We start from the raw sequence: 23,488 nt of genomic DNA, 5'->3' as shown, positions 1-23,488 counted from the left end.
GTTTCGGCCGCGCATCGGGATCTTCGGATGCCGGTGCGCGGCCGATCTCGTCTGCGACGGGTGCGACCGCCTCAGTCGAACCGCACCTGCATGACCGCGCGGCTCGGGGTCGGCCGCGCCACTTCGGTGAACCCGGCGCGCTCGAACATCGAGACGGTGCCCGGGAAGAGGTCGGCGGCCGGAACCTTCGCTCGCGCCGAGGGGTCGACGCCGTAGGCCTCGAGCACCCGTGCGCCCTGCTCGCGCGCGTACGCGACGGCGGCCTCGGCCAGGGCCCCGCCGACACCGCGCTTGCGGTGCGCCCTGGGCACGACGAAGCAGGTGACCGCCCAGACCGATTCGTCGTCGAACTGCGGCTCCGAGCTGCCCTTGGTCACGATGCGCTTGCTCTTCAGGCGGGGGAGCGCAGGTCGCGGCTCGACCGCGCACCAGCCCACGGGCGTCTCGCCGTCGTAGGCGACGAGCCCCGGGCCGCCGTGCTCGGCCGTCGTGATCTGCCGCTCGAGCTTCGCGGCGAGCTCGGCGGGGTCGTCGCGCCAGTCGCTGCCCGGGATCTTGTACCACTGGCACCAGCAGGTCGCCGGGTCGCCCTTCGTGCCGAACACCGCCTCGACATCGGCGAAGGGCACCGTCTGGGCGGGGACGATCCGCAGATCGGTCGTCGGGGACTCGGGACTCGCCACGCTGCGCATGCGGGCCACGATAGCGAGTGGGTGCGACATCCGAAGCCCTCATCGAAGTGCAAGGGGCTCGAGGGGCCCCTTGCGGGGCGAGAGCCGGATACGCCGAAGGGCGGCGACCACGAGTTGGTCGCCGCCCTTCGGACGAAGCAGCCTGGTTAGTTGGCGGCCTTCGGAGCCTCGGGAGCTTCGGGCGCCTCGGGAGCGGCCGGAGCGGCAGGGGCTGCCGGTGCCTCGGGGGTCGGAGCGTCGGCCACGGCGGGCGCGTCTGCGGTCACGGGTGCCGCCGCGGCATCCGCCTCGAGGATCTCGATCTCGTCGATCTCGTCGAAGTCCTCGTCGTCGATGTCGCCGAACACGGCGTCGAACTCGGCGGCAGCAGCCTGCGCCTGGATCGCCGCGGCACGGTTGCGGGCCTGCGTTGCGAGCGCGAGCAGGATGCCGACGACGCCGGCGGCGAGGAGCAGGCCGCCGATCGTGGACTGCGAGATGTTCGCGAGGTACAGGGCGTACTCGGAACCCTGCGCGGTGTAGAACGCGACCTGCGCGGCGTTGCCGGCGAGGAGGAGGTACGCGCCGAGGGCGGTCACGATCACTGCGACGGCCCAGAGCAGGATGAGCGGGAGGTTGAGCGTGGACTGCTTGGGAGCGGTGGCGTTGTTCGACACGAGATTCCTTCGGAGGGACGGGCTGGGATGGATCCCGCGATGCGGGCCACGTCGCCGTCGAAGACCGCGACTCGTCGAGCCTAGGGGAATCGGCTATGAATCGGTTATGTGCTGGTCGGACCGTCGATCGTCATCCGCACGGGCGCGACGACGACGCGAATGGTCAAAACCGCTCTTCGGATGGCGCTATGATTGACAAGTTGCCTCGGCGGGTTCGCCGGAGCATCGGGCTGTGGCGCAGCTTGGTAGCGCACTTGACTGGGGGTCAAGGGGTCGCAGGTTCAAATCCTGTCAGCCCGACCGAGAGAAAAAGTCCCGGTGAGAAGCTATTTCTCACCGGGGCTTTTTCCGTTTCCCGGGTCGGGGCGACAGCCGCCGCCTTCGAGGCGATCGGTTCCGCTCGACGCTCGAGGCCCGGCGACTAGGCTGGGCTGGCATGCTCGGGTCCGACGTCGTCGGAACGATCGGAGACTCGCGTCTGGAGGCGCCGTGGCGATGGCATCATCAGGTGAAGTCGATGTGCTGCATCGCAACAATGTGAAGATCTCGGGCAAGCCGGACGGTCGTCCCATCGTGTTCGCGCACGGGTTCGGATGCAGCCAGGAGATGTGGCGGCTCGTCGCCCCCGCGTTCGAGCGCGACCACCTCGTCGTGCTGTTCGATCACGTGGGCGCGGGCGGTTCCGACCTTCGCGCGTACGATCGTTCGCGGTACGACTCGCTCCACGGCTATGCCGACGACGTGCTGGAGATCCTCGACGCCCTCGACCTCCATGACACGGTCTACGTCGGTCATTCGGTGAGCGCGATGGTCGGGGTGCTGGCGGCCACGAGCCGCCCCCAGCGCTTCGGCGCACTGGTTCTCGTGGGCCCGTCCCCCCGCTACATCGACGAGCCCGGATACCGGGGTGGTTTCTCGCAGGCGGACATCGACGGACTGCTCGACGCGCTCGACGCGAACTACCTCGGATGGTCGTCCGAACTCGCTCCCGCGATCATGGGCAATCCGGACGTGCCCGAGCTCGGCGACGAGCTCACAGCCAGCTTCTGCAGCGTCGACCCGGCCATCGCCAGGCACTTCGCCCGCGTGACTTTCACTTCAGACAACCGCGAAGACCTCAGGGCCGTGGTGAGCCCGACCCTGATCCTGCAGTGCAGCGACGACATCATCGCCCCGAGGGCAGTCGGCGAGTTCGTCCACCGCGAGATCCCCGGCAGCCGACTCGTCCAGCTCGCTGCAACCGGGCATTGCCCGAACCTCTCGAGCCCCGACGAGGTGGTCGCGGCCATCACGGACTTCCTCCGATGACGGATGCCGCGGGGCGTCGGGCCCACGGTGAGATCGGACCGCCGGCCGTCGAGTCCTCGTTCGAGGACCTGTACGAGCATGCGCCGTGCGGGCACCTGTCCACGGCCTCCGACGGCACGATCCTGCGCGTCAACTCGACCTTCCTCGAGTGGACGGGCTACTCGGTCGATCAGCTCGTCGGTTCGTCCTTCGCCGACCTGCTCACCCCGGGTGGCCGGATCTTCGCCGAGACTCGATACCTTCCCGTGCTTCGGCTCGAAGGCTCCGTCAAGGAGGTCGCCCTGCCCGTCCGCCGGGCCGACGGCACGACCCTGCCGACCCTCGTGAACTCCGTCGTGGTCGAGGCGGCCGACGGCGGACCGGGCCTCATCCGGTCGGCGATCTTCGACGCGACCTCCCGCCAGGACTACGAGCTCGACCTGCTCAACGCCCGAAGGCGGGCCGAGACATCCGAGGAACGCGTTCGCGTGCTCCAGCGTGCGTCGGCTGCGTTCCTGGCGAGCGCGTCGGAGGCCGCGTTCGCCGAGGCCCTCGCCGGCAGCATGCAGGAGGCCTTCGCGGCCACGGCTGCCGCGGTGTACCTCGCCGACGAGTCGGGCCGACTCGAACTCGTCGCAGGAGCGCACCCGATCGGGGTCGCCGACGACGTCGAGCCCGACGACGGGCCGGGAGCCGAGGCGCTTCGATCGGGACGCGTGCTCGTGTGGTCGCGCTCGGGGATCCGCGACGGCATGCCGACCGCGGCGCAGGCGATGAAGGAAGCCCGGTTCGAGACGCTGACGGCCACTCCGCTCCCGTCCGCAGGAACCGCCTCGGGTGTGGTGCTCAGCGCGTTCGGCCGCGAGCGCACCTTCGACGCCGAGGCGATCGCGCTGCATGAGGCGATCGCCCGACAGGCGTCGGAGGCCCTGGCCCGCATCCGGCTGCAGTCCCGTCTCGAGCGGATGGCGCTCTACGACCAACTCACCGGACTGGCCAATCGCCAGTTGCTGAAGACCCGGTTGGGCGAGGTGCTCGCCGCAGCACGACGCGAGTCCGGCCCCACTGCGCTGGTCGTGCTCGACCTCGACGGGTTCAAGGCGGTGAACGACCGGATGGGGCACATGGCCGGTGACGCCGTGCTCAGGGAGATCGCCGACCGGCTCCGGAGCACGATCCGCCCTGGCGACGTGGCGGGCCGCTTCGGCGGCGACGAGTTCATGATCATCTGCGAGAACACCACGGCAGCATCGGCGGAGGCGGTCGCCGATCGCCTCCGCGGCGCGATCAACCTCCCGCTCACCGGGGTTCTCGACGACTTCTCGATCTCGGCCAGCATCGGGGTCGCGGTCCACGACGGCGCCGGCTCCGCGCCGGCGGCGGCCGACCTCTTCGCCGCTGCGGACGCGGCGATGTTCCGGTCGAAGCACGCGGGCAAGGACGTGACGACCGTCGTCGTGCTCTGACGCCACCGGGCTCGTCGCGCTCAGGCGGCGATCACGAGCGCGGCCGAGGGCGGAGGTCACGCAGAGCCTGCCGGATCTCCGTGCCGAGTTCGGCCGCCGTCGGGCGACGTTCGGGCTCGGTCGCCGTCATCCGCTGCAGCAGCGACCGCCACGGCTCGGGGACGAGTTCGGACGGCATCTCGGGCGGTCCGGCGAGGCGCGCTATCGCCGAGGGGATGTGCGCTCCCGGGAACGCCCGCGTGCGCGTGAAGCACTCGAGCAGCACGAGGCCGAGCGAGTAGATGTCCGATGCCGTTGCCAGGGGCTGATTGCGCACCTGCTCGGGGCTCAGATAGGGGGCCGTTCCCGTGACGGACTCGGACTGGAAGGCGTCGTCGTCCACCTCGACGGCGATGCCGAAGTCGGTGAGCATCGCGCGCTCGCGCGAATGCGGCGTTCCGTAGTTCACGATCATGATGTTGGACGGCGTGATGTCCCGATGGATGACGCCCTGGGCGTGCACGTACTCGAGTGTTTCGGACACCTCGTAGCCGATCTCGCCGATCTCCCGCACCGAGAGGGGCCGCTCCGCCAGCCGCTCCCACACGGTGGTTCCCCGCACGAGCTGCATCACGAGGAACGGACGCGGGTCCTCGGGAGCGGAGGTGTCGACGCCGGCATCGATGATGGAGACTACTCCGTGATGGCTCAGCGCGGCGAGCATCCGAAGCTCGGACCGGTACATCTCGACGTCCCGCTCGTTGCCGCCGCTGAACACCTTGATGGCGACGTCGCGCCCCAGGTACTCGTCGCGACCTCGGAACACGAACGCCATGCCACCGCGTCCGATGCGGGCCAGCGGGCGGTAGCGATCGAGCAGCAGCGGGGCGGAGGGCGCCGGGGCGGGCGCGCTCGGATCGACCGATTGCATTCCTCTACCCTAGGTCGCCGCCTGCCGAAGCGAAGGCGGTGTACACGATCGCGATCCGCCTCTATGATCAGGGCGCCTTCCGTGACGCACGGTGGGCCCAGTGGGTCGGATCGTACGCCTCCGTCGACGAGTGCAGCGGTCTCGCCCCGCGGATGGCATGCTGGTGCAGTGGGCATCCTGACCTATCGCTTCATCCGGACCGTCGAGATCGAGGATCGGCCGCTCGCCCATCTCCGGAACGTGATCCACTCCAAGCTCCGCCGAGGCGAGTCCTTCGCGTTCTCCTGGGAGGTTTCGGTCGATCAGGGCAGCGGGAGGAACTCGGTCTGGCTCGGGCCCGACATCCCGATCGTCTTCGAGTTCTTCGATGGCCGCGAGATCCCGCTCAACCCCCGCTGGCTTCGCGAGCTCGCGCGTTCGGCGAACTCGCCGGCTGGCCTCGTGCTCGTGCCGGAGCCCGATGCGACGCCGTCGCCGGCACCGGAAGGATAGCGAAGCCGGTTCATGCTCCGGGTTCGGGTCCGGAATCCGTCGGCTCGGGCACGACGGTCAAGCCGCCCGCGGAGTTCGCCGACCGGTTCATCGCCTGCACCCAAGCCGGGTTCAGCCGTGGTGCGCGGCCGCCGAAGTACTCGAACGCGACCGGGATCGACGGCGACAACCACACCGAGGTGCGTCCGAACCCGCTGGTCGATGCCGACTCCGTCCAGGTGAACGCGAACGGTTCGCCACGGCGGAGCTTCGCCCAGATCACCGTCTGCAGGTGGGCGAGCACGCGATCGTCGAACGAGACGACCAGTTTGGAGTCGTACGTGAGGGTTCCCATCACGGGAAGGATATCTGCTCCGGCCCTCCGCTCGGCACCGCCGACCGTCGGGCTCCGCCCGTCGGGCTCCGTCCGTCGGGGGCGCACCATACACCCCGGTGCTGTGAAACGGGGCGGCCTTGCGAGCGGAGCCCGACTTGAGGATTCTGGTCGGGTGGAAGATCGCGCATCGAGCAGTGCATCCGAGAACTCGGCCGAGGAGTTGCAGCGCGCCGTCAGGAAGGGCGAGCTCGTCCCGTACTTCCAGCCGGAGTACGACCTCGTCTCCGGGCGGCCCGTGGTGTTCGAAGCGCTGTCCCGATGGCTTCATCCCGAACGCGGCCTGGTGATGCCCGATCGGTTCATCGCGGTCGCCGAACGCACCGGGCTGATCGGCGAACTCGGTCGCACCATCCTGGCCCAGGCTGGCCGCCGCGTCGCCGACTGGCACCGACGCGGCCGGCGGATCGGGCTCGCGGTGAACGTCTCGCCGTCGCAGCTGCGTCCCGAGTTCGCCACGACCATGGTGGAGTTCGTCCGCGCGCTCGGCCTGCCCGAATGGACCGTCACCGCCGAGATCACCGAGACGCCGGCGCTCAGCGAGACGTGCGAGGAGGTCGAGACCATGCAGGCGCTCATCGCCGCCGGCATCGGCGTCTCCGTCGACGACTTCGGATCCGGCTTCACGTCGATCGAGGCGCTCGGGCGCATGCCCTTCACCGAGGTGAAGATCGACCGATCCCTCATGCGGAGGCCGGGCGCCGAGGCCGACGCGCTGGCCATCGAAGCCATCGACGTGGCCCGGATGCGGCACGCCGTCGTCGTCGCCGAGGGGATCGAGACGGCGCAGGACGTGGCCCGGGCGAAGGGATGGGGCTGCGACCGCGGACAGGGGTTCTTCTTCTCGCCCGCTGTTCCGGCCTCGGACGTCGAACGGCTGCTGGCCGCGGTCTAGACCTTCAGCGGGGTCCTGCTGCCCCGCTCGATCGCGGATCGCACTCGGCAGCAGCCGCGTCGTGCGTCAGAGGACGATCTCGTCGCCCGTGCCGCCGCCCGCCCGGTTGTCGTCACGGTCGGACAGATCGCCTCCGACATCGATCTGGGACCACGTGACCGGCATTCCCGGGGAGAAGAGGATGTCGATGCCGGGGCCACCGCGCAGCGGGGGGATGTTGACGTACCCGCCTCCGGCCCGGATCGCGTCGAGGACCTGCTGCTTCAGCTCGGTCACTGGATCGGGCAGGAAGTAGTCGCGGCCGTCAACGGTCAGTCGGTGCACAAGGGTCACCGGCTCAGGTTACCCCCAGCGACCCCTATGATCGGAACCGATGGGACACCTCCACTACGGCTCTCCGCCCGCCTCTTTCGCGATCCCCGATCGGACGCTCGCGCACCTCGAGTTCGTGGTGCTCGCGAAGCTCCGCCGCAAGGAGGCGTTCGCGCTGTCGATCGACCGTGAGGGCGAGGGCCGCCAGCAGGTGTGGATCAACCCGTCGTCCACCCTACGTTTCGAGTTCGACGGAGCCCCCGGGGACATCAACCGGGTGTGGCTGGAAGAACTGATCGACTCCGCGAACGCCGCCGCGGGGATGCGCATCACGCCCGAGCCGAGGTAGCGGCCGCGGCGTGCACCGCGGGCTCGCGATCGCTCAGAGCGAGATCCGGTTGCGGCCGGCGTGCTTGGCCCGGTACATCGCCGCGTCGGCCGCCTCGAGGAGTCCGCCGCGCGGTGAACCGGGATCGGCGATCACCACGCCGCACGATGCGGTGACCGAGATCCACCCGCGCTTCGTCGAAATCGGCAGCGCGATGGAGTGCACGAGGCGCTCGGCGATCGCTTCGACGTCTTCGCCGACCACGCCGTCGAGCAGCACCACGAACTCGTCGCCCCCGAGCCGCACGACGTCGTCCTGCTCCCGCGAGGACTCGCCGAGGCGCCTCGCGACCTCGAGGATGACGGCATCGCCGGCGTCGTGTCCGTGCGTGTCGTTCACCTGCTTGAAGTCGTCGAGGTCGACGAACAGCATGGCCTTGCCGCTCTCGCCCACGGGACCGCGCGTCGCGAGGCGTTCCACGAGGTATCGGCGGTTGTACAGGCCGGTGAGGGCGTCTCGCATCGCGAGTTCCGCCAGTCTCGCCTCGGCGCGCCGCTGGAGGGCGATCTCGAGCTCATGCGCGAGTTCGACCGTCTCGTCGATCACCGTGCCCCACGCCGCGCTGCGGTCGCGGACCGTGCGCTTCCATGCGGCGAACGAGGTGCGGGGGGAGAGGCCGTCGGGTCGGTTCCCGCCGCCGGGGTCGCCGAGCCAGGCGATCTCATGCTCGACCTCCCCGCGGAAGAACACCAGCGCGTCACCGGTGTCGGCGAGCGGCACGACCAGGAGGCCGGCGACGCCGGGCAGCAGGTCGGCGAGGTCGGGCCGGTCGGCGCGAAGGCACTCGGAGGCGAACGGGGCGCCGCCGACCCGATCGAGCACGCGCACGACGGCTGTGAGCGGGGGTACCTCGCCCTGCATGCGCGAGGTGCCGCCGATGCGGACGAGGACGCCGTCGGCCGGCACGAGATCGAGCACGGTGGCCGCGCCCCCGAGCAGGGCCGAGTGGATGTCGTCGGACGCGTAGAGCGGTGCCAGCAGTTCGGCCCGCCTGGCGCGCACGTCGACCAGGTGCTGGAGCCTCGCGATCTCGCGCATCGAGGTGAGCTGGAGCGCGACCTGCCCGGCCAACACCTCGAGGGCACGACGCAGCAGCACCGGCAGGCGTCGCTCGCGGCGATCCGCGCAGGTGATCATTCCGGTGAGCCGGCCGTCTTCGACGAGCGAGAGCGAGAACGTGGAGGCCTGCCCCATGCTGCGCATGTACTGCAGGTGATACGGCGAGACGCTCCGCAGCTCGGCATCGGACAGGTCGATCTTGCGTGGGTCGTCGGCGAGGGAGAGGAGCGGGATGCCCGGGGCCTCGGTGCTCGCGATGGTGCGGCCGATCTTCGAGAGGTACAGCGCGCGTGCCTGGACCGGGATGTCGGAGGCCGGGAAGTGGAGTCCGAGATAGGGCTCGAGATCCGCCGCGCGATCGTCGGCCACGACCTCGCCGTGGCCGTCGTCGTGGAATCGGTAGATCATGACCCGGTCGAATCCGGTGATCTCGCGGATCTCCGCCGCGACCGTCTCGCGAAGCTCCGCCTCGGACGTCGTGCGCGAGGCTCGAATGATCGCGCCGACGACCGCGGTTCGGGCGTACTCGCCGCCTTCGGGCAGCGGCTCGATCTCGACGATGGTCAGGCCGTCTGCGCGGTGGACGATCGCGTCGGATTCGACGCCCTGCCACACGATCCTGACGGGGTCGACGGCCCGGCCGGTGCGCACCGCGAACTCGAGCTCCTCGTTGCCGATGTCGCCCACGCGCTGGCCCAGCCAGTCGCTCGCGTTCTCGCTCACCACCGAGATGACCCCGGAGAGGTCGAGGCCGAGGAGGGTGCCATGGGCCTGGATCGAGCCGGGGGTCCTGATCGGCTCCTTCGCGCACTCGGCGAGTCGGCGGAGCTCGTCAGGGTCCAGAGCGAGTTCGGCCGGGTCCACGCGTGCTCCGTCTGCCGGCGGGTTCGGGTCTACCGGCGTGCACAGCGTACTCCACCCCCGCCGACGGGCCTCAGGGCTCCCGGACTCCGGCGGCGCGGGGACGACCGGGTGATGCATCGCCGCCCGATGCACGCCCGGTGCGGATTGTCAAGGGCCGACGCCTGCGAGCGCGCGCGAGGATCATGTACTCGGAGGTCGACATGCTGACGAAGGAACAGGCGCTGGTCTGGGAGCCGCTCGCACGGGGGTGCTGGCGGTTGTGCGATCCCCGGTACGCCGAAGGCGAGGCGCAGCGGCTCGTCGCGTACGTCGAACGCGTCGCGACCGGAGGGTTCGAAGCGGTCTGGATCGGGCGCCGGGGTGCGCCGTCGTGGCACGTCTCGAGAGCAGAGGTGGTGCGCGAAGCCCACCGAAGCTCGCGCATCGACGCCCAGACGTTCCGGAAGGACGACCACCGCAGGGACGAGGTGTACCTGCCGCACACGATGCAGGACCGCCATCGTGTGCTGACACCGACTTCGCCGAGCTGACAAGGGGCAGACAACCGGCGAACCCGGGGGGACCGAGACGGGCGGCCCGGAATCTCATCGAGATTCCGGGCCATTCGTGCATCCTCTCCGCCGCGCACGGCGTGATCGAGGCTCCGGATGGCACACGACCATGCGGCGGGCAATCCCGGTGACGGACCCTCCTGCGCTGCGTAGCCTCGGGACATGCCAACGAAGCAGAGCGGTTCGAGCAGTTCACCCGCCACCCGCAACAAGCGTCGTCCCGCCCGAGGGGCCGGCCTGACCGACGAGCAGAACGCCGAGAGCGGATTCACCGCGTCCAAGGCGCTCAGCGAGAACCTGCAGAGGGTGCTCGTCGACCTCATCGAACTCGCCTCCCAGGGCAACCAGGCGCATTGGAACGTGGTCGGCACGAACTTCCGCGACACCCACCGGCAGCTCGACGAGATCATCGATTCCGCGCGCGAGTTCAGCGACACGGTTGCCGAGCGGATGCGGGCACTGCATGCGCTTCCCGACGGGCGCAGCGACACGGTCGCCGAGACCACGTCGCTGCCCGAGTTCCCGTCCGGCGAGGTCGACACGACCGCAGTCGTCGACCTGGTCACCGAACGCCTCGAGGCGACCGTCTCGACCTGTCGCGACGTGCACGACGCGGTCGACGAGGAGGATCCCACCAGCGCCGACATCCTGCACGCGATCCTCGAGAAGCTCGAGCAGTACGCGTGGATGGTCAGCGCCGAGAACCGCGTCGCGCGCACGTCATGAGCACGCATCCGGCCGGCCCGTGCCGGCACAGGGGAGGACCGGCGATGACCGAGCACGCCGACGGCCCCGGCCAGGAGCTGGACGCCCCGATCATGGAACAAAACGACCGCACGGTCGATGAGGCGCTCGGGGGCATCGTGGCGCAGACCAGGGCCGACCTCGCGCGCAGCCCGGACGTGCAGGTTCGCGAGCTGCTCCGCCAACGGCTGCGGGATGCCGGGATCGTCGTCGCCGACGACGACTTCGAAGCACTCCTGGGCCGCGCGTCGTCGACCGTCGAACCCTCCGATCCGGCGCCGGGTTCGAGCGACTGACGGAGGCCTGAACGGCCCGACGGACTCTACCGACGCTCCGGCGCTACTCCGGCACGGGCTCGGGTGTTCGGGCGCCGCCGCGCTGGGCCGCCGCGCCCGCCGCGATCACGAGCGAGATGCCGGCGACCTGCATCAGGGTGGGTGTCTGGCCCAGCACGAGCAGGCCGACGACGATGCCGAACGCGGGTTCGACCGCGAGCAGGGTCCCGAACGCGGTGTGCGTCATGCGACGCAGGGCGAGCATCTCGAGTGCGAACGAGGTGACCGGGGTGATGAGCGCGATGCCGGCGGCCGCGAGCAGGATCAGCCAGGTGAAATCGCCCCCGATCACCTGCGGCAGTCCGAGGAAACCGGTGACCACGGCGGCGACCGGGATGGTGAGGGCGAGCCCGCTGATGCCCGAGAAGCGATCGCCGATGAGCTGGGTGAACACGTTGTAGAGCGCCCAGCACAGGCCGGCGAGCAGCGCGAAGCCGACCCCGATCAGGTCGATCTCGCCGCGCCAGGGCTCGGTGAGGAGCACCACGCCGATGAGGGCGAGCAGCGGCCAGACGAGTGCGCGCCGGCGCTTGCTCGCGAGCCCCGCGACGGTGAGCGGGCCGAGGAACTCGATCGCGACGGCGGTGCCGAGCGGGATGCGTTCGACGGCGAAGAGGAAGAACGTCGTCATGAATCCGGTGACGGTGCCGAGGGCGAGCAGCATCGGGACATCCGCAGCCCTGATCGAACCGAGCTTCGGCCGCACGATCGCGAGGAGGAACACGGCGCCGAAGCACATGCGCAGCCAGGCGGTGCCGGCCGGGCCGATGAACGAGATCACGCCGATCGAGAGCGCGTTCGAGAGCTGGATCAGCAGCATCGCCGTCACGGCCATCGACCAGGCCGGCACGCGAACGGCGGTGCTGCCGGGGCGGGCGGTGCGCTCAGGCATCGGGCTCCCCGTTCCGACGGCCGGCGCCGACGCCGGGTTCGAAGACCGCGAGCGAGAAGCGCGCGGGCTCGGCCGAGGTGTTCGCGTACCAGTGGTCGGTGTCGCCGAGGAACGCCAGGGCGTCGCCGGCGACGAGGTCGTGGGTCTGCCCGTCGACCTCGACGGTGATCGCCCCTTCGAGCAGGTGCAGCAGTTCTCGCGTTCCGGCCGAATGCGGTTCGCTCTCGTGGCGTTCGCCCGGGTGCAGGGTCCAGTCCCACAGCTCGACGACGTCGGGCGGCTCGGTGCCGGCGACGAGCATGCCGCGGCCGCCGCGCTCGCCGGTCCAGAGCACGGCGCCGTCACCGCTGCGCGTCAGCTTCGATGCTCGGGATGCCGGTGGCTCGACGAGTGCGGGAAGGCCGACGCCGAGGGCGTCGCTGAGGCGCAGCAGTGTGCCGACGCTCGGGTTGACGGTGCCCTGCTCGACGCTGACGACCATGCGGCGGCTCACGCCCGCGTGCTCGGCGAGCCGGTCGAGCGTCCATCCGAGCGCACGTCGCTCGTGTTTCACGCGCTCGCCGATGGCTCGGGCCAAGGTCTCCGCACTCGCATCCATCAGTGCAGGATACTGCACCGATCGTGCAATGCGGGCAGGGGCGGCCAGGGAGGGACTCGAGGCTCAGGCGTCCCAGAACCCCCGGTGCACCTCGGCCGCCTCGGCGACGAGCGCGGGTCCTGCGACGTGCACGGTCCGGCCGCCGCGCGCGAACACCTCGCGGCACGGCAGGTCCATGGTGGGCTCGCCGTCCTGGCTCGGAACCATGGCCGCGAGCCCCTGCTCGGGCAGCGCGTAGACCACGCGCCCGATGCCCGACCAGTAGACGGCCCCGGCGCACATGGCGCACGGTTCGGTGCTCGTGTAGAGCGTGCTCCGGCCGAGCTGCTCGACGTCGAGGCGGGCACTCGCCAGGCGCACGAGGTTGGTCTCGGCGTGGCCGGTCGGGTCACCCGAGGTGACCACCGAGTTCGCGCCCTCGATCACGGTGGCGTCGGGTGCGACGAGCACGGCACCGAACGGGTGGTTGCCCTCGGCACGCGATCGCCGGGCGACCTCGATCGCGTGCCGCAGGTGCGCCTCGTCGGCCGAGGAGACGATCGTGGGGTCCGGGCGTTCACTGGTCACAGCACTCATCGTGGCATGCGACTCACCGTCATCGGCGGCTCGCCGCCCACGTGACGCATCGGCGGCCCGTACTGGAGGGGCGAGGCGACGAGCAGCAGGCTGGCGAGCAGCGCGAACACGGTGCCGATCGCGCAGAGCCAGGTGACGACGGCAGTCGTCCTCGACCCGAGCGCCGGGCGCGCCACGCCGAGCAGCACGAGACCCGCGAGGCCGCCGGCCGTGTTGACGATGACGTCGGTGCTGTCGGAGCTCCCGGTGGCCATGACGTACTGCCCGATCTCGAGGCCGAGGCTCGTCGCGGCGACGACGAGGGTCGCCCGCCACCACGACCACCTCGGCGCGAGCAGGCCCAGGTAGACGCCGAACGGCACGAAGAACACGAGGTTCGCGAGCACCTCGCGGGGCGCGCTCGCGCCGAACTGCGCCGTGTCGACGAACGGCACGAGCTTCACCACGCGTTCGCCCGGGTCGCCGATCCACGGCACCTCGAACTTCCAGAGCACGATCCAGACGAGCAGGGCGAGGTAGACGGCGAACAAGAGGGTCAGGATGCCGCGCACCGGGGTCCGCGAGCGGGTGGCCGCGGCATCCGACCTCGAGGTCGTCGTCGTGCTCGCGGACGTGATCGTCGCCGTCATGGCATGGTGCCCTTCGTCGGAGGTGGCGGGCGGGTGGTGAACGGGCTCGCCGTGCACGCGGGTCATCGCCGCATCCGCGGGTCTTCGGTCGGGTCGGCGTAGAGATCGGGGCACCCGGCCTCGACGGCCTCGGGGCGCAGCTCGAAATGCCACGACTCGTTGGCGTAGATCTGGCAGAGGCCGTATGCGGCGCCGTACTGCGACAGCCAGTACGTGGCGTCGAACGGGCCGAGGTCGACGGCGTCGCCCTGCACGTGCGGGGAGGTCTCGGGCGTCGCGACCCACCGTGCGGCCTCCGCCTCGGAGCCGTACTCGGCGACGGCCTCGCGCAGGAGCTCGTCCTGATACTCGGGCGAGCGCCACCCGCTGTTGACCAGGAAGACGATGTCGTCGCTCGCGGCATCAGTCGCCGCCCGCCGGAGCGCGTCGCGCAGCTCGGGGTCGAGATTCGCCACGGCCGCGACCTCGTCGTCGAAGACGGTGGCGTCGTCGGTCATGCGGCCGCCGTCCGACTCCGCGAGCCCGGGCGCGGCCTGCCCGGGTACGCCCTGCCCAGGTGCGCGCTGCGGCCACGCCGCCGACAGCTGCTCGCCGAACACGCCGACGATCGCCGTCGCGGCCAGCACGGCGCCGAGGGCGAGCACGATGAGGAACGCCGAGCGGATGCCGCGGCGCGAGGGGCTGGGATGGTGCCTGAAGATCATGGGATCCAGTTCACGCGGTCGCATGTTGCCGTGGCGTCTGCGGATTCGGATACGCCGACGATATGCGCCGACTCGTAGCATCGAGAGGGTGCGCGTGCTGATCGTCGAGGACGAACCACTCCTGGCCGAGGCCATCCGTGATGGGTTGCGCCTCGAGGCGATCGCGGCGGATGTCGCGGGGGACGGCGACACGGCCCTCGAGATGCTGGCGGTCAACGCCTACGACCTCGCGGTGCTCGACCGCGACATCCCCGGACCGACCGGCGACGAGGTCGCCCGACGCATCGTGGCCTCGGGCACCGGCATGCCGATCCTGATGCTCACCGCCGCCGACCGGCTCGACGACAAGGCGTCGGGCTTCGAGCTCGGCGCCGACGACTACCTGACCAAGCCGTTCGAACTCCGCGAGCTCGTGCTCCGGCTGCGCGCGCTCGACCGACGGCGCGCCCACAGCCGCCCGCCCGTGCGGGAGCTCGCGGGCCTGCGTCTGGACGCCTTCCGCAGGGAGGTCTATCGCGACGGTCGGTACGTCGCGCTGACCCGCAAGCAGTTCGCCGTGCTCGAGGTGCTCGTCGCCGCCGAGGGCGGAGTGATCAGCGCCGAGGAGCTGCTCGAGCGGGCGTGGGACGAGAACGCCGACCCGTTCACGAACGCGGTGCGCATCACGGTCTCGGCGTTGCGGAAGCGGCTGGGCGAACCGTGGCTGATCGTGACGGTGCCGGGCGTCGGCTACCGCATCGACGCCGCACCTGCCGGCGGTGTCGAATCCGATGTGGATGGCCGCCGTGGATAGGCCGCGCCGTGGATAGGCCGCACGGAGACCGGCGCCCGGGTCTCAGCGTCCGCTGGCGGCTCACGCTCAGCTATGCGGGCTTCCTGATGCTGGCCGGGGCGCTGCTGCTGGCCGTCGTCTGGGTGTTCCTCCTGCGGTACGTGCCGTCGAACGCGATCCAGACGATCGAGGGATTCGTGCCCGGCCGCGACGACCTCGTGCGCGCCTTCGTTCCGGCGGCGGCCTGGGCGCTCCTCTTCCTGCTCGTGTTCGGGGTGCTGGGCGGATGGTTCCTGGCCGGCCGCATGCTCGCACCGCTCCGGCGCATCACCGCGGCCACGCGCGAGGCCGCGAACGGGTCGCTCTCGCATCGCATCGAGCTGGAGGGCAGCCGCGACGAGTTCCGCGAACTCGCGGACGCCTTCGACGCCATGCTCGCCCAGCTCGAGGCCCACGTCGCCGAGCAGCGGCGCTTCGCGGCGAACGCCTCGCACGAGCTGCGCACGCCGCTGGCGATCTCGCAGACGCTGCTCGACGTCGCGCGCAACGATCCGAACCGCGACGCCGAGGCCCTCGTCGAACGCCTCAGCGCGGTCAACGCCAGGGCCATCGAACTCACCGAGGCGCTGCTCGTGCTGAGCCGGGCCGAGCAGCAGTCGTTCGCCAGTGAGCGCGTCGATCTCTCCCTCGTCGCCGAGGAGGCCGCCGAGACGCTCCTGCCGCTCGCGGAGCGCCGCGGCATCACGCTCGAGACCTCCGGCGAGATCGCCTTCGCGGCCGGTTCACCGGCACTCCTGCTCCAGCTCACGACGAACCTCGTGCACAACGCGATCGTGCACAACCTCGACGGCGGCACGGTCGAGGTCGGCACCTCGATGCGCGCCGGGTGGGCCGTGCTCACGGTCGAGAACACCGGAGATCGGCTCGATCCCGCGCTCGTCGAGACGCTCACCGAGCCGTTCCGGCGAGGCACCGAGCGCATCAGGGGCGACCACGCCGGTGTCGGCCTCGGGCTGGCGATCGTCAAGAGCATCGTGCGGGCGCACGGCGGAACCCTCGCCCTCGCTCCTCGCGATGCCGGCGGGCTTCGAGCCGTGGTCTCGCTGCCGGCGTAGCGCCGCAGAAGTCGTCTCGTGACGCGGCCTGACGTTGTTTGACGGCCGCGACGGACACCCCTCGATCGTTCCGTCGAGCCCGCTTACGCTGCGGAAACAGGGGGCGTGCCGGATGCCCCGGAGCATCGGAGGAGACACATGAGCCGCTTTCCGATCGGCATCGATCTCGAGGGCGAGGGTGCCCACCCGGCCGCCTGGAGGGCCGCCGACCATCCGCCGTCGAGCCTGCTGACACCGGCGCGCATCACGGCGCGCATCGCCGCCGTCGACGCGTCGGGCCTCGCATTCGCGACGGTGCCGGAGCTCGATGCGTTGGCACCGGCATCCGAGGTTCCTGCCGCCCTCGACACGATCGAGGCCGCCGTGTTCGCGGCCGCATCGACGAGGCGCGTCGGGCTGGTGCCCGCCGTGAACGCGATCCACGCCGAGCCGTATCACCTCGCGAACCAGCTGAGCACGCTCGACTGGGCGTCGCGCGGGCGCGCCGGGTGGCTCGTGCGCGCCGTCGACTCGCCCGATCTCGCCGCCGGCTACGGGCGGGCGGCGCACACGGGCGACGACGCCGCCGTGCGCGAGGCGCGCGACGTGGTGGCCGCGGTACGGCGCCTGTGGGACACGTGGGAGGACGACATCCTGATCGCCGATGTCGAGGGCGACCGGTTCCTCGACCTCGACCGCTGGCACTACGCCGACGCCGAGGGCGAGACGTTCCACATCCGCGGGCCCGGGCTGCTGCCGAGGCCGCCCCAGGGGCAGCTCGTGGTGTGGGCCGACGAGCCCGACGAGGTGCTGGCGCCGCTCGTGGACGTCGCGGTCGTCGGCGGCCGATCCGTCGACGCCGTGCTCGCGCGCTCACGCCGCGCGGCAGGACTCGGCGTCCCGCGACGCGTCGCTGCGGTGGAGATCGTGCTCGACGCCCGCGGCGAATCGGCCGCAGAGCGCCTGGACGCCCTCGACCGGGCCGCGCCGTGGAGGGTCGGTGACCGGCTGCGCCTCAGCGGCTCGGCCGCCCGGATCGCCGAGCAGCTCGCGGGCCTCGCGACGCACGTCGACGGCCTCCGCCTGCACCCCGCGGTGCTCGACGTCGACCTCCCCGTCGTCGCCGACGAACTGCTGCCCCGCCTCGACGCGCTCGGCGTGCTCCGCACGCCGCTCGACGGCGAGACCCTCCGCGACCAGCTCGGGCTGCCGCGTCCGACGAACGTCTTCGAACTCGCCAGGGAGAACTCATGAACGACCGCAGGCTGCACGCCGACGACTACGCCCGCCCGCACGCGCGGCTCCACCTCAACGTCTTCCAGCCGTTCGGGCCGATCTACGACTGGACGCGAACGCCGCAGCTGCGCGACTACTACGAGCCCGAGGCGTACCTCGCGCTCGTGCGGGAGGCCGAGCGCGGACTCTTCAGCGCCGTCTTCCTCGGCGAGAGCCTGCGGTTGCGGGAGCATCTCGGGCGGCTCAACGACATCGCCGTGACCGGGCGCCCCGACGCGCTCGCGCTCTTCGCCTACCTCGCCGCGGGCACCAGCCGCATCGGCCTGGTCGCGACGCTGAACACGACCTACACCGACCCCGTCGACCTCGCCCGCCGCATCGCCACGGTCGACGTGTTGAGCGAGGGCCGGGCGGGCTGGAACGTGGTCACCACCGACAACGGGTGGACCGGTGAGAACTTCCGCCGCGGCGGGTTCCTCGACCGGCACAACCGCTACCTCTACGCCGAGGAGCACGTCGCCGCCGTGCAGGCGATCTGGGACGGGTTCGCCGCCGATGCCGCCGCGGACTCCCGCGACGAGCCTGCCTGGTTGCGGCCCGGCGGCGTCACCGACGTCGACCGCGTCGGCGACCACCTCCGGGCCCGCGTTCGGCCGCAGGTTCCGCCGAGCCCGCAGGGGCAGGCCGTGTACTTCCAGGCGGGCGACTCCGACGAGGGCCGCGACTTCGCCGCCCGTCGGGCCGAAGGCATCTTCACCCACCACGTCGAGTTCGACGAGGCGGTGGCCTTCACGGCCGACATCCGCCGACGCGCACGTTCGTACGGACGCACCGGCGACGACATCCTCGTGGTCCCCGGCGCCTCGATCGTGATCGGCGACACCCCGGCCGACGCCGACGAGAAGGCGCGCCACCTGCGCGAGCGCTTCCTCACCGACCGGCGGGTGCGGCAGATCGTCGAGGAGGTGTGGCAGGAGGACCTCGCGCACGTCGACCTCGACGGCCCGCTTCCGGCCGACGACCCGGCCGCCGAGCGCCAGAGTCGCACGCACGGCATCGTGCACACCGGGCACGAGCCGTCGGCGAAGGTCCGCGAATGGCGGGCGCTCGCCGACGCGCACGGCTACAGCATCCGCGAGCTCGTCGACCACCTGACCCGCGCGCGGGCGTTCGTCGGCACTGCGGGCGACGTCGCCGACGAACTCGCCCACTTCGTGCGCTCCGACGCGTTCGACGGCCTCAACGTGACGCCCGACGCGTTCCCCGACGGCCTCGGCGACGTCGTCGACCGACTCGTGCCCGAGTTGCAGGAGCGCGGCGTGTATCCGAGCGAGTACCCGGGCACGACGCTCCGCGAGAACCTCGGCCTGCCCGAGACGATCGGTCACCGCGTGCCCGAGCGCGCCGCCCTGCTCGAGGCGGCGGCGGTGAGCGCGTGACCGATCTCGCGGTCGGCATCGCGGATGCCGCGGCATCCGAAGATCGGATCTCGCTGTTCCGGCCGCTGCGTCTCAGGGGCCTCGAGCTGCGCAACCGGCTCTGGCTCTCGCCCATGTGCCAGTACTCGGCGGTCGACGGTCGGCCTGGAGACTGGCACCTGGCGCATCTCGGCGACCGTGCGTCGGGCGGGTGGGGCCTGCTGTTCACCGAGGCGACCGCGGTCTCGCCGGAGGGTCGCATCAGCGCCGCCGACACCGGCATCTGGACCGACGCGCAGGCGGACGCCTGGGCGCGCGTGGTCGGCTTCGTGCACGACCGAGGTGCGCCGATCGCGCTCCAGCTCGGGCACGCCGGCCGCAAGGCGTCGCTCGCCTCGCCCTGGTCGGGTCGGGCCGGTACGGTGCCCGTCGGGCAGGGCGGGTGGCAGCCGCGCTCGGTCGACGCGCGGCCCGTGCCCGGGCTCGCCGTGCCGCGCCCGCTCGAGCGCGCCGACCTCGCCGAGATCGTGCGCGCGTTCGCGGATGCCGCGGCCCGAGGTGTCCGCGCCGGGTTCGACGCCGTCGAGCTCCTCGCCGGGCACGGGTTCCTGCTGCACTCGTTCCTCTCGCCGCTGACGAACGGTCGCGGCGACGAGTACGGCGTGGGCGGCGAGGGCGGTCGCGAGCGGCTGCTGCACGAGGTCGTGCGCGCGGTGCGAGCGGCGATCCCAGACGACGTCCCGCTGCTCGTGCGCCTCTCGGCGACCGACTGGCTGCCCGGGGGGCTCACGATCGCCGACACCGTCGCGATCATCGAGGGCCTGACCGGCCTCGGCGTCGACCTGGTCGACGTCTCGAGCGGGGGGCTGCTGCCGGCCGAGATCCCGGTCGCGCCCGGCTACCAGGTCGCGGCCGCCGCCGAGATCCGCGCTCGAACCGGAACGCCGACCGCGGCCGTCGGGCTCATCACCGACGCCCGTCAGGCCGACGGCATCGTTCGCTCCGGCAGCGCGGACGCCGTGCTCATGGGACGCGCGGCGATCCGGGATCCGTACTTCGCGCTGCGCGCCGCGCACGAGCTCGGCGAAGGGGAGTCCTCGACCTGGCAACCGCAGTACGCACGGGGTGCGTGGGCGTAGACGACACGACGGGCCGGCCTCGCTCGAACGCGAGACCGGCCCGTCGTGCGTGGGTCAGTTGCCGAGCCAGGCGTCGTACAGCACGAGCTCGGAGATCGAGTTCTCGCGGAGGCCGTGCAGCTTCGGGTCCGAGGCGAAGTAGCCCGACTCGCTGTTCACGTTGTCGAAGACGGGGATCCGCACCGCGTCGCGCACGATGATCTCCTGCGCCTGGGCGAGGAGGTCCTGACGGGCGTCGATGTCGGGCTCCACGAAGGACTCCTCGAGGATCCGGCTGAGATCCGAACCCGGCTCGGTCACCTCGTCGGTGGTCGCCCCCGAGTTCGTCTGCAGGTACTCGTCGGTGTACTGGGAGTAGAGCGCGATGCCGCCGTCGGCGCGGGTGGCGTTGTTGTAGAGGAAGTCGCCCTCGCCGTCGGTCCACGTGCTGCCGCCGGGGGCCTCGTTCACGAGGTCGATCTCGATGCCGACCTTTCCGGCGTCCTCCTTGATGAGCTGCAGGGCGTCGATGACGGCCTTCGGCTCCCACCAGTTGACGATCGTGAACGTGAGTCGCTGACCCTCTTTCTCGCGGATGCCGTCATCGCCGGCGACCCAGCCCGCGTCGTCGAGGATCTGCTCGGCGCCTGCGGGGTCGTAGTCGATGAAGGCCGACTGGTCGGCGTAGCCGAACGTCTCGGGCGTGAGCACGCTCGTGGACGCCGGCTCGGCGTCGGTCGTGATGCTCGCCTGGATCGTGTCGCGGTCGATCACCTTCGACAGGGCGCGGCGCAGGTCGAGGTCCTTCGTCAGCGGTCGCGCGAAGTTCGGCACGAGGCTGTACGGGTTGCCCGACTGCGCTCGCGAGATCAGGCTGAACCCCTGGTCGACGAGCTGCTTGGATCCCTCGACTGTCGGATTCTGCGCGAGCTGCACCTCTCCGGCCAGCAGGGCGTTCTCCCGCACACTCTGCTCGTCGACGAAGTTGATCGTGACCTTCTCGAGGCTCGCGGCACCCGTGTGCTCCGAGACATCCGAGGCCCAGTCGTAGTCGTCGCGTCGAACGAGCGTGATCTGTTCGTTCGGCGTGTAGCTCTCGAGCTCGAACGGCCCGCTGCCGACGAAGTCGCCAGACTGGCGCTCCTCGTAGCTCTTGTCGAACGTGTCCGCCGAGAGGATCGCAAGGAAGCTCGTGGGCACCGTCGGCAGGAACGCCGGGTTCGGCTCGCTGAACTTCACGACCACCTCGGTGTCGCTGACGACCTCGGTCTCGACGTAGTTGTCGAACAGGCCCCGGATGTACCAGCCGTTGCCGTCCTCGATCTGCTGCACCGCGGCGTCGAAGTTCGCCTTGACGACCGCTCCCGTCAGGGGCGTGCCGTCGGAGAACGTGACGTCGTCGCGGAGCGTGAAGCCGAACTCGGTCTGGTCCTCGTTCACCGTCCAGTCGGTCGCGAGCCACGGCTTCAGCTCGAACGTGTCGGGGTCGATGTCGAGCAGCGAGTCGGCGATGGCGCGCCCGACGAAGCCGTGGTTCTGGCGCGGGTCGAGGTAGGTGATGTTCGCGCTGTACGCGGTGATGCTGCCGCCGTCGACGCGGTCGCCGACGTCGCCGCCGCTGCTCGCGGCCGGGCCGGCGCAGGAGGTCAGGAGGAGCGCCGCCGCAGCTGCTGCGGCGGCGGCGCCGAGGGCCGCGCGGGCCCGGCGTGAGGTTCGGGAGATGGACATGGGTGTGGCTCCTGTTCGTGTGATGTGCGGGATGCTTCGGGTGGTCTGATGGCGCCGCGGCCGTCAGGCGAACTGCGGGATCGAGTCGATCAGGCGGCGCGTGTACTCGTGCTTCGGCTGTGCGAACACCTCGCCGACCGGGCCCTCCTCGAGGAGCTCGCCGCGGCGGAGCACCCCCACCCGGTCGGAGAGCTCGCGGATGACGGCGAGGTCGTGCGAGATGAAGAGGTAGGCGGCGCCGAACTCGTGCTGCAGGTCGATGAGCAGCTGCATGATCTGCGCCTGCACCGAGACGTCCAGCGCGGAGACGGGCTCGTCGAGCACGATGAGCTCTGGCCTGAGCACGATCGAGCGGGCGATCGCGACTCGTTGGCGCTGACCGCCGGACAGCTCGGTGGGGGTGCGGGTCGCGATCGACGGCTCGAGGCCGACGACGTCGAGCGCGTCTCGGACGCGGCGGTCGAGCTCGGCGCCGCTCGCGACCTTGAATCCACGCAGCGGTTCGGCGACGACGTCGAAGATGCGGAACCGCGGATTCAGCGACGTGTACGGGTTCTGGAAGACGTACTGGATGCGGGTGCGGAGGGTGCGCAGGTCGGCACCGCGTGCGCGCGCGACATCCTGACCGCGGAAGTGCACGGACCCCTCGTCGGCCCGATCGATGCCGGCGACGATGCGGGCGATGGTCGACTTGCCTGAGCCGGATTCGCCGACCAGCCCGTAGGTGGTGCCCGGTTCGATGGCGAGGTCGACGCCGCCCACGGCCGGCGTGAGGATCTTCCCGCGACGCGGATCGCGCGTGACGTACGTCTTCACGAGCCCCTGCGCCACGAGACCCCCTTCGCGGTGACCGGGGTCGACCTGCGACAGCCCAGGAGTTGGTGCGAGCTTGCCCTCGTGCAGCGAGGGCACGGCGTCGAGGAGTCGCCGCGTGTAGGCGTGCCTCGGGTCGTCGGTGACGGCCGCGGTCGCACCGGACTCGACGACGCGACCGCGTTCGAGCACAAGCACGCGGTCGGTCCGCTGGCGCGCGACGGCGAGATCGTGGGTCACGAGGATCAGCGAGACGCCCGTCTCGGCGACGAGCTCGTCGAGGGCGTCGAGCACCGTCTTCTGCACGGTCACGTCGAGGCCGGACGTGGGTTCGTCGGCGACGATGAGTCGGGGGCGGCCGACGAGGGCGATCGCGATGAGCACGCGCTGGCGCTGGCCGCCGCTGACCTGGTGGGGGTACGAGGCGTACACCCGTTCGGCGTCGGCGATGCCCACGCGCTCGAGGAGGGCGATGGCCTCGTCGCGTCGGCGGAGCTTCTCGACCTTCCGCGGCGAGAGTCGCAGCGCCTCGTCGAGCTGGCGTCCGATCTGCAGCACGGGGTTCAGCGCGATGTTCGGATCCTGCGGGATGTACGCCACGCGCGAGCGCCGCAGTTCGGTCCACTGCGTCTCGGTGAGGCCGCCGAACAGGTCGACGCCGTCGAGCTCGCCCCGGGCGGCGGTCACGTGGGCGTTCCGCGAGAGGATGCCGAGCAGCACGTGGGTGAGCGTGGACTTGCCCGAGCCCGACTCGCCGATCACGGCGAGCCGTTCACCGCGTTCGAGCGAGAGGGAGACGCGGTCGAGGGCGAGCACGTCGTCGCCGTCGGTCGAGTAGCGCACCGACAGGTCGGCGACCTGGAGGAGGGGAGGCGTGGTCATGGCG

The 23,488-nt window shown here is 71.0% G+C and carries 26 protein-coding genes and 1 tRNA gene; 14 read left to right on the top strand and 13 right to left on the bottom strand.

The genetic code is table 11. The features are described 5' to 3' along the window. Positions 1 to 71: 71 nt before the first annotated feature. Positions 72 to 692, bottom strand: a complete 621-nt coding sequence (locus tag GQR16_RS07155; protein ID WP_157414461.1) for a GNAT family N-acetyltransferase — start codon at positions 690 to 692, stop codon at positions 72 to 74. 146 nt (positions 693 to 838) lie between these two features. Next, the gene (locus GQR16_RS19575; RefSeq protein ID WP_170298434.1) at positions 839 to 1,348 is read right to left on the bottom strand and encodes a hypothetical protein; all 510 of its coding nucleotides are present in this window, start codon (positions 1,346 to 1,348) and stop codon (positions 839 to 841) included. A gap of 226 nt (positions 1,349 to 1,574) precedes the next feature. On the opposite strand from GQR16_RS19575, the gene GQR16_RS07145 reads away from it, so the two are divergent. The 3 genes from GQR16_RS07145 to GQR16_RS07135 all read left to right on the top strand — a co-directional run bounded on the left by GQR16_RS07145 (position 1,575) and on the right by GQR16_RS07135 (position 4,101). Next, positions 1,575 to 1,648 (top strand) — tRNA-Pro (locus GQR16_RS07145). Positions 1,649 to 1,843: 195 nt separating this feature from the next. Continuing rightward, complete coding sequence (locus GQR16_RS07140; protein WP_157414459.1) at positions 1,844 to 2,656, top strand: alpha/beta fold hydrolase; 813 nt, start codon at positions 1,844 to 1,846, stop codon at positions 2,654 to 2,656. Continuing rightward, positions 2,653 to 4,101, top strand: coding sequence for a diguanylate cyclase (locus tag GQR16_RS07135; RefSeq protein WP_157414458.1), 1,449 nt, complete (start codon positions 2,653 to 2,655; stop codon positions 4,099 to 4,101). Before GQR16_RS07140 ends, GQR16_RS07135 begins: the two co-directional genes overlap by 4 nt. A gap of 31 nt (positions 4,102 to 4,132) precedes the next feature. On the opposite strand, the gene GQR16_RS07130 is transcribed toward GQR16_RS07135, so the two are convergent. Continuing rightward, positions 4,133 to 5,011, bottom strand: a complete 879-nt coding sequence (locus GQR16_RS07130) for a serine/threonine-protein kinase (protein WP_157414457.1) — start codon at positions 5,009 to 5,011, stop codon at positions 4,133 to 4,135. A 168-nt stretch (positions 5,012 to 5,179) separates the two neighbouring features. Between GQR16_RS07130 and GQR16_RS07125 the strand changes: the two genes are divergently transcribed. Continuing rightward, on the top strand, positions 5,180 to 5,503 hold the full coding sequence (locus GQR16_RS07125; RefSeq protein ID WP_157414456.1) for a DUF7882 family protein: 324 nt from the start codon (positions 5,180 to 5,182) through the stop codon (positions 5,501 to 5,503). Between the two features lie 10 nt (positions 5,504 to 5,513). Here the strand turns inward: GQR16_RS07125 and GQR16_RS07120 are convergent, their stop codons facing one another. Continuing rightward, complete coding sequence (locus GQR16_RS07120; protein WP_157414455.1) at positions 5,514 to 5,837, bottom strand: DUF7882 family protein; 324 nt, start codon at positions 5,835 to 5,837, stop codon at positions 5,514 to 5,516. Between the two features lie 154 nt (positions 5,838 to 5,991). Between GQR16_RS07120 and GQR16_RS07115 the strand changes: the two genes are divergently transcribed. Beyond that, positions 5,992 to 6,771: an EAL domain-containing protein gene (locus tag GQR16_RS07115; RefSeq protein WP_170298433.1), complete on the top strand. Its 780-nt coding sequence runs from the start codon at positions 5,992 to 5,994 to the stop codon at positions 6,769 to 6,771. A 66-nt stretch (positions 6,772 to 6,837) separates the two neighbouring features. Here GQR16_RS07115 and GQR16_RS07110 read toward each other — a convergent pair whose 3' ends face one another. After that, on the bottom strand, positions 6,838 to 7,104 hold the full coding sequence (locus GQR16_RS07110) for a hypothetical protein (protein WP_246200610.1): 267 nt from the start codon (positions 7,102 to 7,104) through the stop codon (positions 6,838 to 6,840). A gap of 40 nt (positions 7,105 to 7,144) precedes the next feature. Between GQR16_RS07110 and GQR16_RS07105 the strand changes: the two genes are divergently transcribed. Continuing rightward, the gene (locus GQR16_RS07105; protein WP_157414453.1) at positions 7,145 to 7,432 is read left to right on the top strand and encodes a DUF7882 family protein; all 288 of its coding nucleotides are present in this window, start codon (positions 7,145 to 7,147) and stop codon (positions 7,430 to 7,432) included. 33 nt (positions 7,433 to 7,465) lie between these two features. On the opposite strand, the gene GQR16_RS07100 is transcribed toward GQR16_RS07105, so the two are convergent. Further along, entirely contained in the window at positions 7,466 to 9,394 is a 1,929-nt protein-coding gene (locus GQR16_RS07100; RefSeq protein ID WP_246200608.1) for a bifunctional diguanylate cyclase/phosphodiesterase, read from the bottom strand. Between the two features lie 200 nt (positions 9,395 to 9,594). Between GQR16_RS07100 and GQR16_RS07095 the strand changes: the two genes are divergently transcribed. The 3 genes from GQR16_RS07095 (at position 9,595) to GQR16_RS07085 (ending at position 10,985) form a co-directional block, all read left to right on the top strand. Beyond that, a complete protein-coding gene (locus GQR16_RS07095; RefSeq protein ID WP_157414451.1) occupies positions 9,595 to 9,924 on the top strand; it encodes a hypothetical protein in 330 nt (109 codons plus the stop codon). 183 nt (positions 9,925 to 10,107) lie between these two features. Beyond that, on the top strand, positions 10,108 to 10,671 hold the full coding sequence (locus GQR16_RS07090; protein ID WP_157414450.1) for a Dps family protein: 564 nt from the start codon (positions 10,108 to 10,110) through the stop codon (positions 10,669 to 10,671). A gap of 44 nt (positions 10,672 to 10,715) precedes the next feature. Further along, positions 10,716 to 10,985 carry a hypothetical protein gene (locus tag GQR16_RS07085; RefSeq protein ID WP_157414449.1) on the top strand — a complete coding sequence of 90 codons (270 nt, stop codon included), beginning with the start codon at positions 10,716 to 10,718 and terminating at the stop codon, positions 10,983 to 10,985. Between the two features lie 43 nt (positions 10,986 to 11,028). Here GQR16_RS07085 and GQR16_RS07080 read toward each other — a convergent pair whose 3' ends face one another. The 5 genes from GQR16_RS07080 to GQR16_RS07060 form a co-directional block, all read right to left on the bottom strand. Beyond that, on the bottom strand, positions 11,029 to 11,916 hold the full coding sequence (locus GQR16_RS07080) for an EamA family transporter (protein WP_211373464.1): 888 nt from the start codon (positions 11,914 to 11,916) through the stop codon (positions 11,029 to 11,031). Next, positions 11,909 to 12,514 (bottom strand): helix-turn-helix domain-containing protein, encoded by a 606-nt coding sequence (locus tag GQR16_RS07075; protein WP_157414448.1) that lies wholly within the window; start codon positions 12,512 to 12,514, stop codon positions 11,909 to 11,911. The genes GQR16_RS07080 and GQR16_RS07075 overlap by 8 nt, the downstream gene beginning before the upstream one ends. Positions 12,515 to 12,577: 63 nt before the next feature. Beyond that, positions 12,578 to 13,081, bottom strand: coding sequence for a nucleoside deaminase (locus tag GQR16_RS07070; protein ID WP_246200607.1), 504 nt, complete (start codon positions 13,079 to 13,081; stop codon positions 12,578 to 12,580). A 5-nt stretch (positions 13,082 to 13,086) separates the two neighbouring features. Beyond that, entirely contained in the window at positions 13,087 to 13,785 is a 699-nt protein-coding gene (locus tag GQR16_RS07065) for a VanZ family protein (RefSeq protein ID WP_246200606.1), read from the bottom strand. Then, complete coding sequence (locus tag GQR16_RS07060; RefSeq protein WP_157414446.1) at positions 13,782 to 14,423, bottom strand: M15 family metallopeptidase; 642 nt, start codon at positions 14,421 to 14,423, stop codon at positions 13,782 to 13,784. Before GQR16_RS07060 ends, GQR16_RS07065 begins: the two co-directional genes overlap by 4 nt. An 88-nt stretch (positions 14,424 to 14,511) precedes the next feature. On the opposite strand from GQR16_RS07060, the gene GQR16_RS07055 reads away from it, so the two are divergent. From GQR16_RS07055 to GQR16_RS07035, 5 genes are all read left to right on the top strand, one after another. Then, positions 14,512 to 15,216 (top strand): response regulator transcription factor, encoded by a 705-nt coding sequence (locus GQR16_RS07055; RefSeq protein WP_157414445.1) that lies wholly within the window; start codon positions 14,512 to 14,514, stop codon positions 15,214 to 15,216. Between the two features lie 86 nt (positions 15,217 to 15,302). Continuing rightward, positions 15,303 to 16,310 carry a sensor histidine kinase gene (locus GQR16_RS07050; RefSeq protein WP_157414500.1) on the top strand — a complete coding sequence of 336 codons (1,008 nt, stop codon included), beginning with the start codon at positions 15,303 to 15,305 and terminating at the stop codon, positions 16,308 to 16,310. A 138-nt stretch (positions 16,311 to 16,448) separates the two neighbouring features. Continuing rightward, the gene (locus tag GQR16_RS07045) at positions 16,449 to 17,543 is read left to right on the top strand and encodes an LLM class oxidoreductase (protein WP_157414444.1); all 1,095 of its coding nucleotides are present in this window, start codon (positions 16,449 to 16,451) and stop codon (positions 17,541 to 17,543) included. Then, positions 17,540 to 18,964 (top strand): NtaA/DmoA family FMN-dependent monooxygenase, encoded by a 1,425-nt coding sequence (locus GQR16_RS07040; RefSeq protein ID WP_157414443.1) that lies wholly within the window; start codon positions 17,540 to 17,542, stop codon positions 18,962 to 18,964. Before GQR16_RS07045 ends, GQR16_RS07040 begins: the two co-directional genes overlap by 4 nt. After that, positions 18,961 to 20,082: an NADH:flavin oxidoreductase/NADH oxidase gene (locus GQR16_RS07035; RefSeq protein ID WP_246200605.1), complete on the top strand. Its 1,122-nt coding sequence runs from the start codon at positions 18,961 to 18,963 to the stop codon at positions 20,080 to 20,082. Before GQR16_RS07040 ends, GQR16_RS07035 begins: the two co-directional genes overlap by 4 nt. A gap of 54 nt (positions 20,083 to 20,136) precedes the next feature. On the opposite strand, the gene GQR16_RS07030 is transcribed toward GQR16_RS07035, so the two are convergent. Both GQR16_RS07030 and GQR16_RS07025 read right to left on the bottom strand, forming a co-directional pair. Beyond that, on the bottom strand, positions 20,137 to 21,789 hold the full coding sequence (locus GQR16_RS07030; protein WP_157414442.1) for an ABC transporter substrate-binding protein: 1,653 nt from the start codon (positions 21,787 to 21,789) through the stop codon (positions 20,137 to 20,139). Between the two features lie 63 nt (positions 21,790 to 21,852). Further along, a complete protein-coding gene (locus GQR16_RS07025; protein WP_157414441.1) occupies positions 21,853 to 23,484 on the bottom strand; it encodes a dipeptide ABC transporter ATP-binding protein in 1,632 nt (543 codons plus the stop codon). Between the last annotated feature and the right edge of the window lie 4 nt (positions 23,485 to 23,488).

It is taken from the genome of Agromyces allii (genome assembly GCF_009749385.1).
Lineage (GTDB): Bacteria > Actinomycetota > Actinomycetes > Actinomycetales > Microbacteriaceae > Agromyces > Agromyces allii.
Note: the sequence above shows the minus strand (reverse complement) of the source record. Positions and strands in the feature narration are given on the sequence as shown.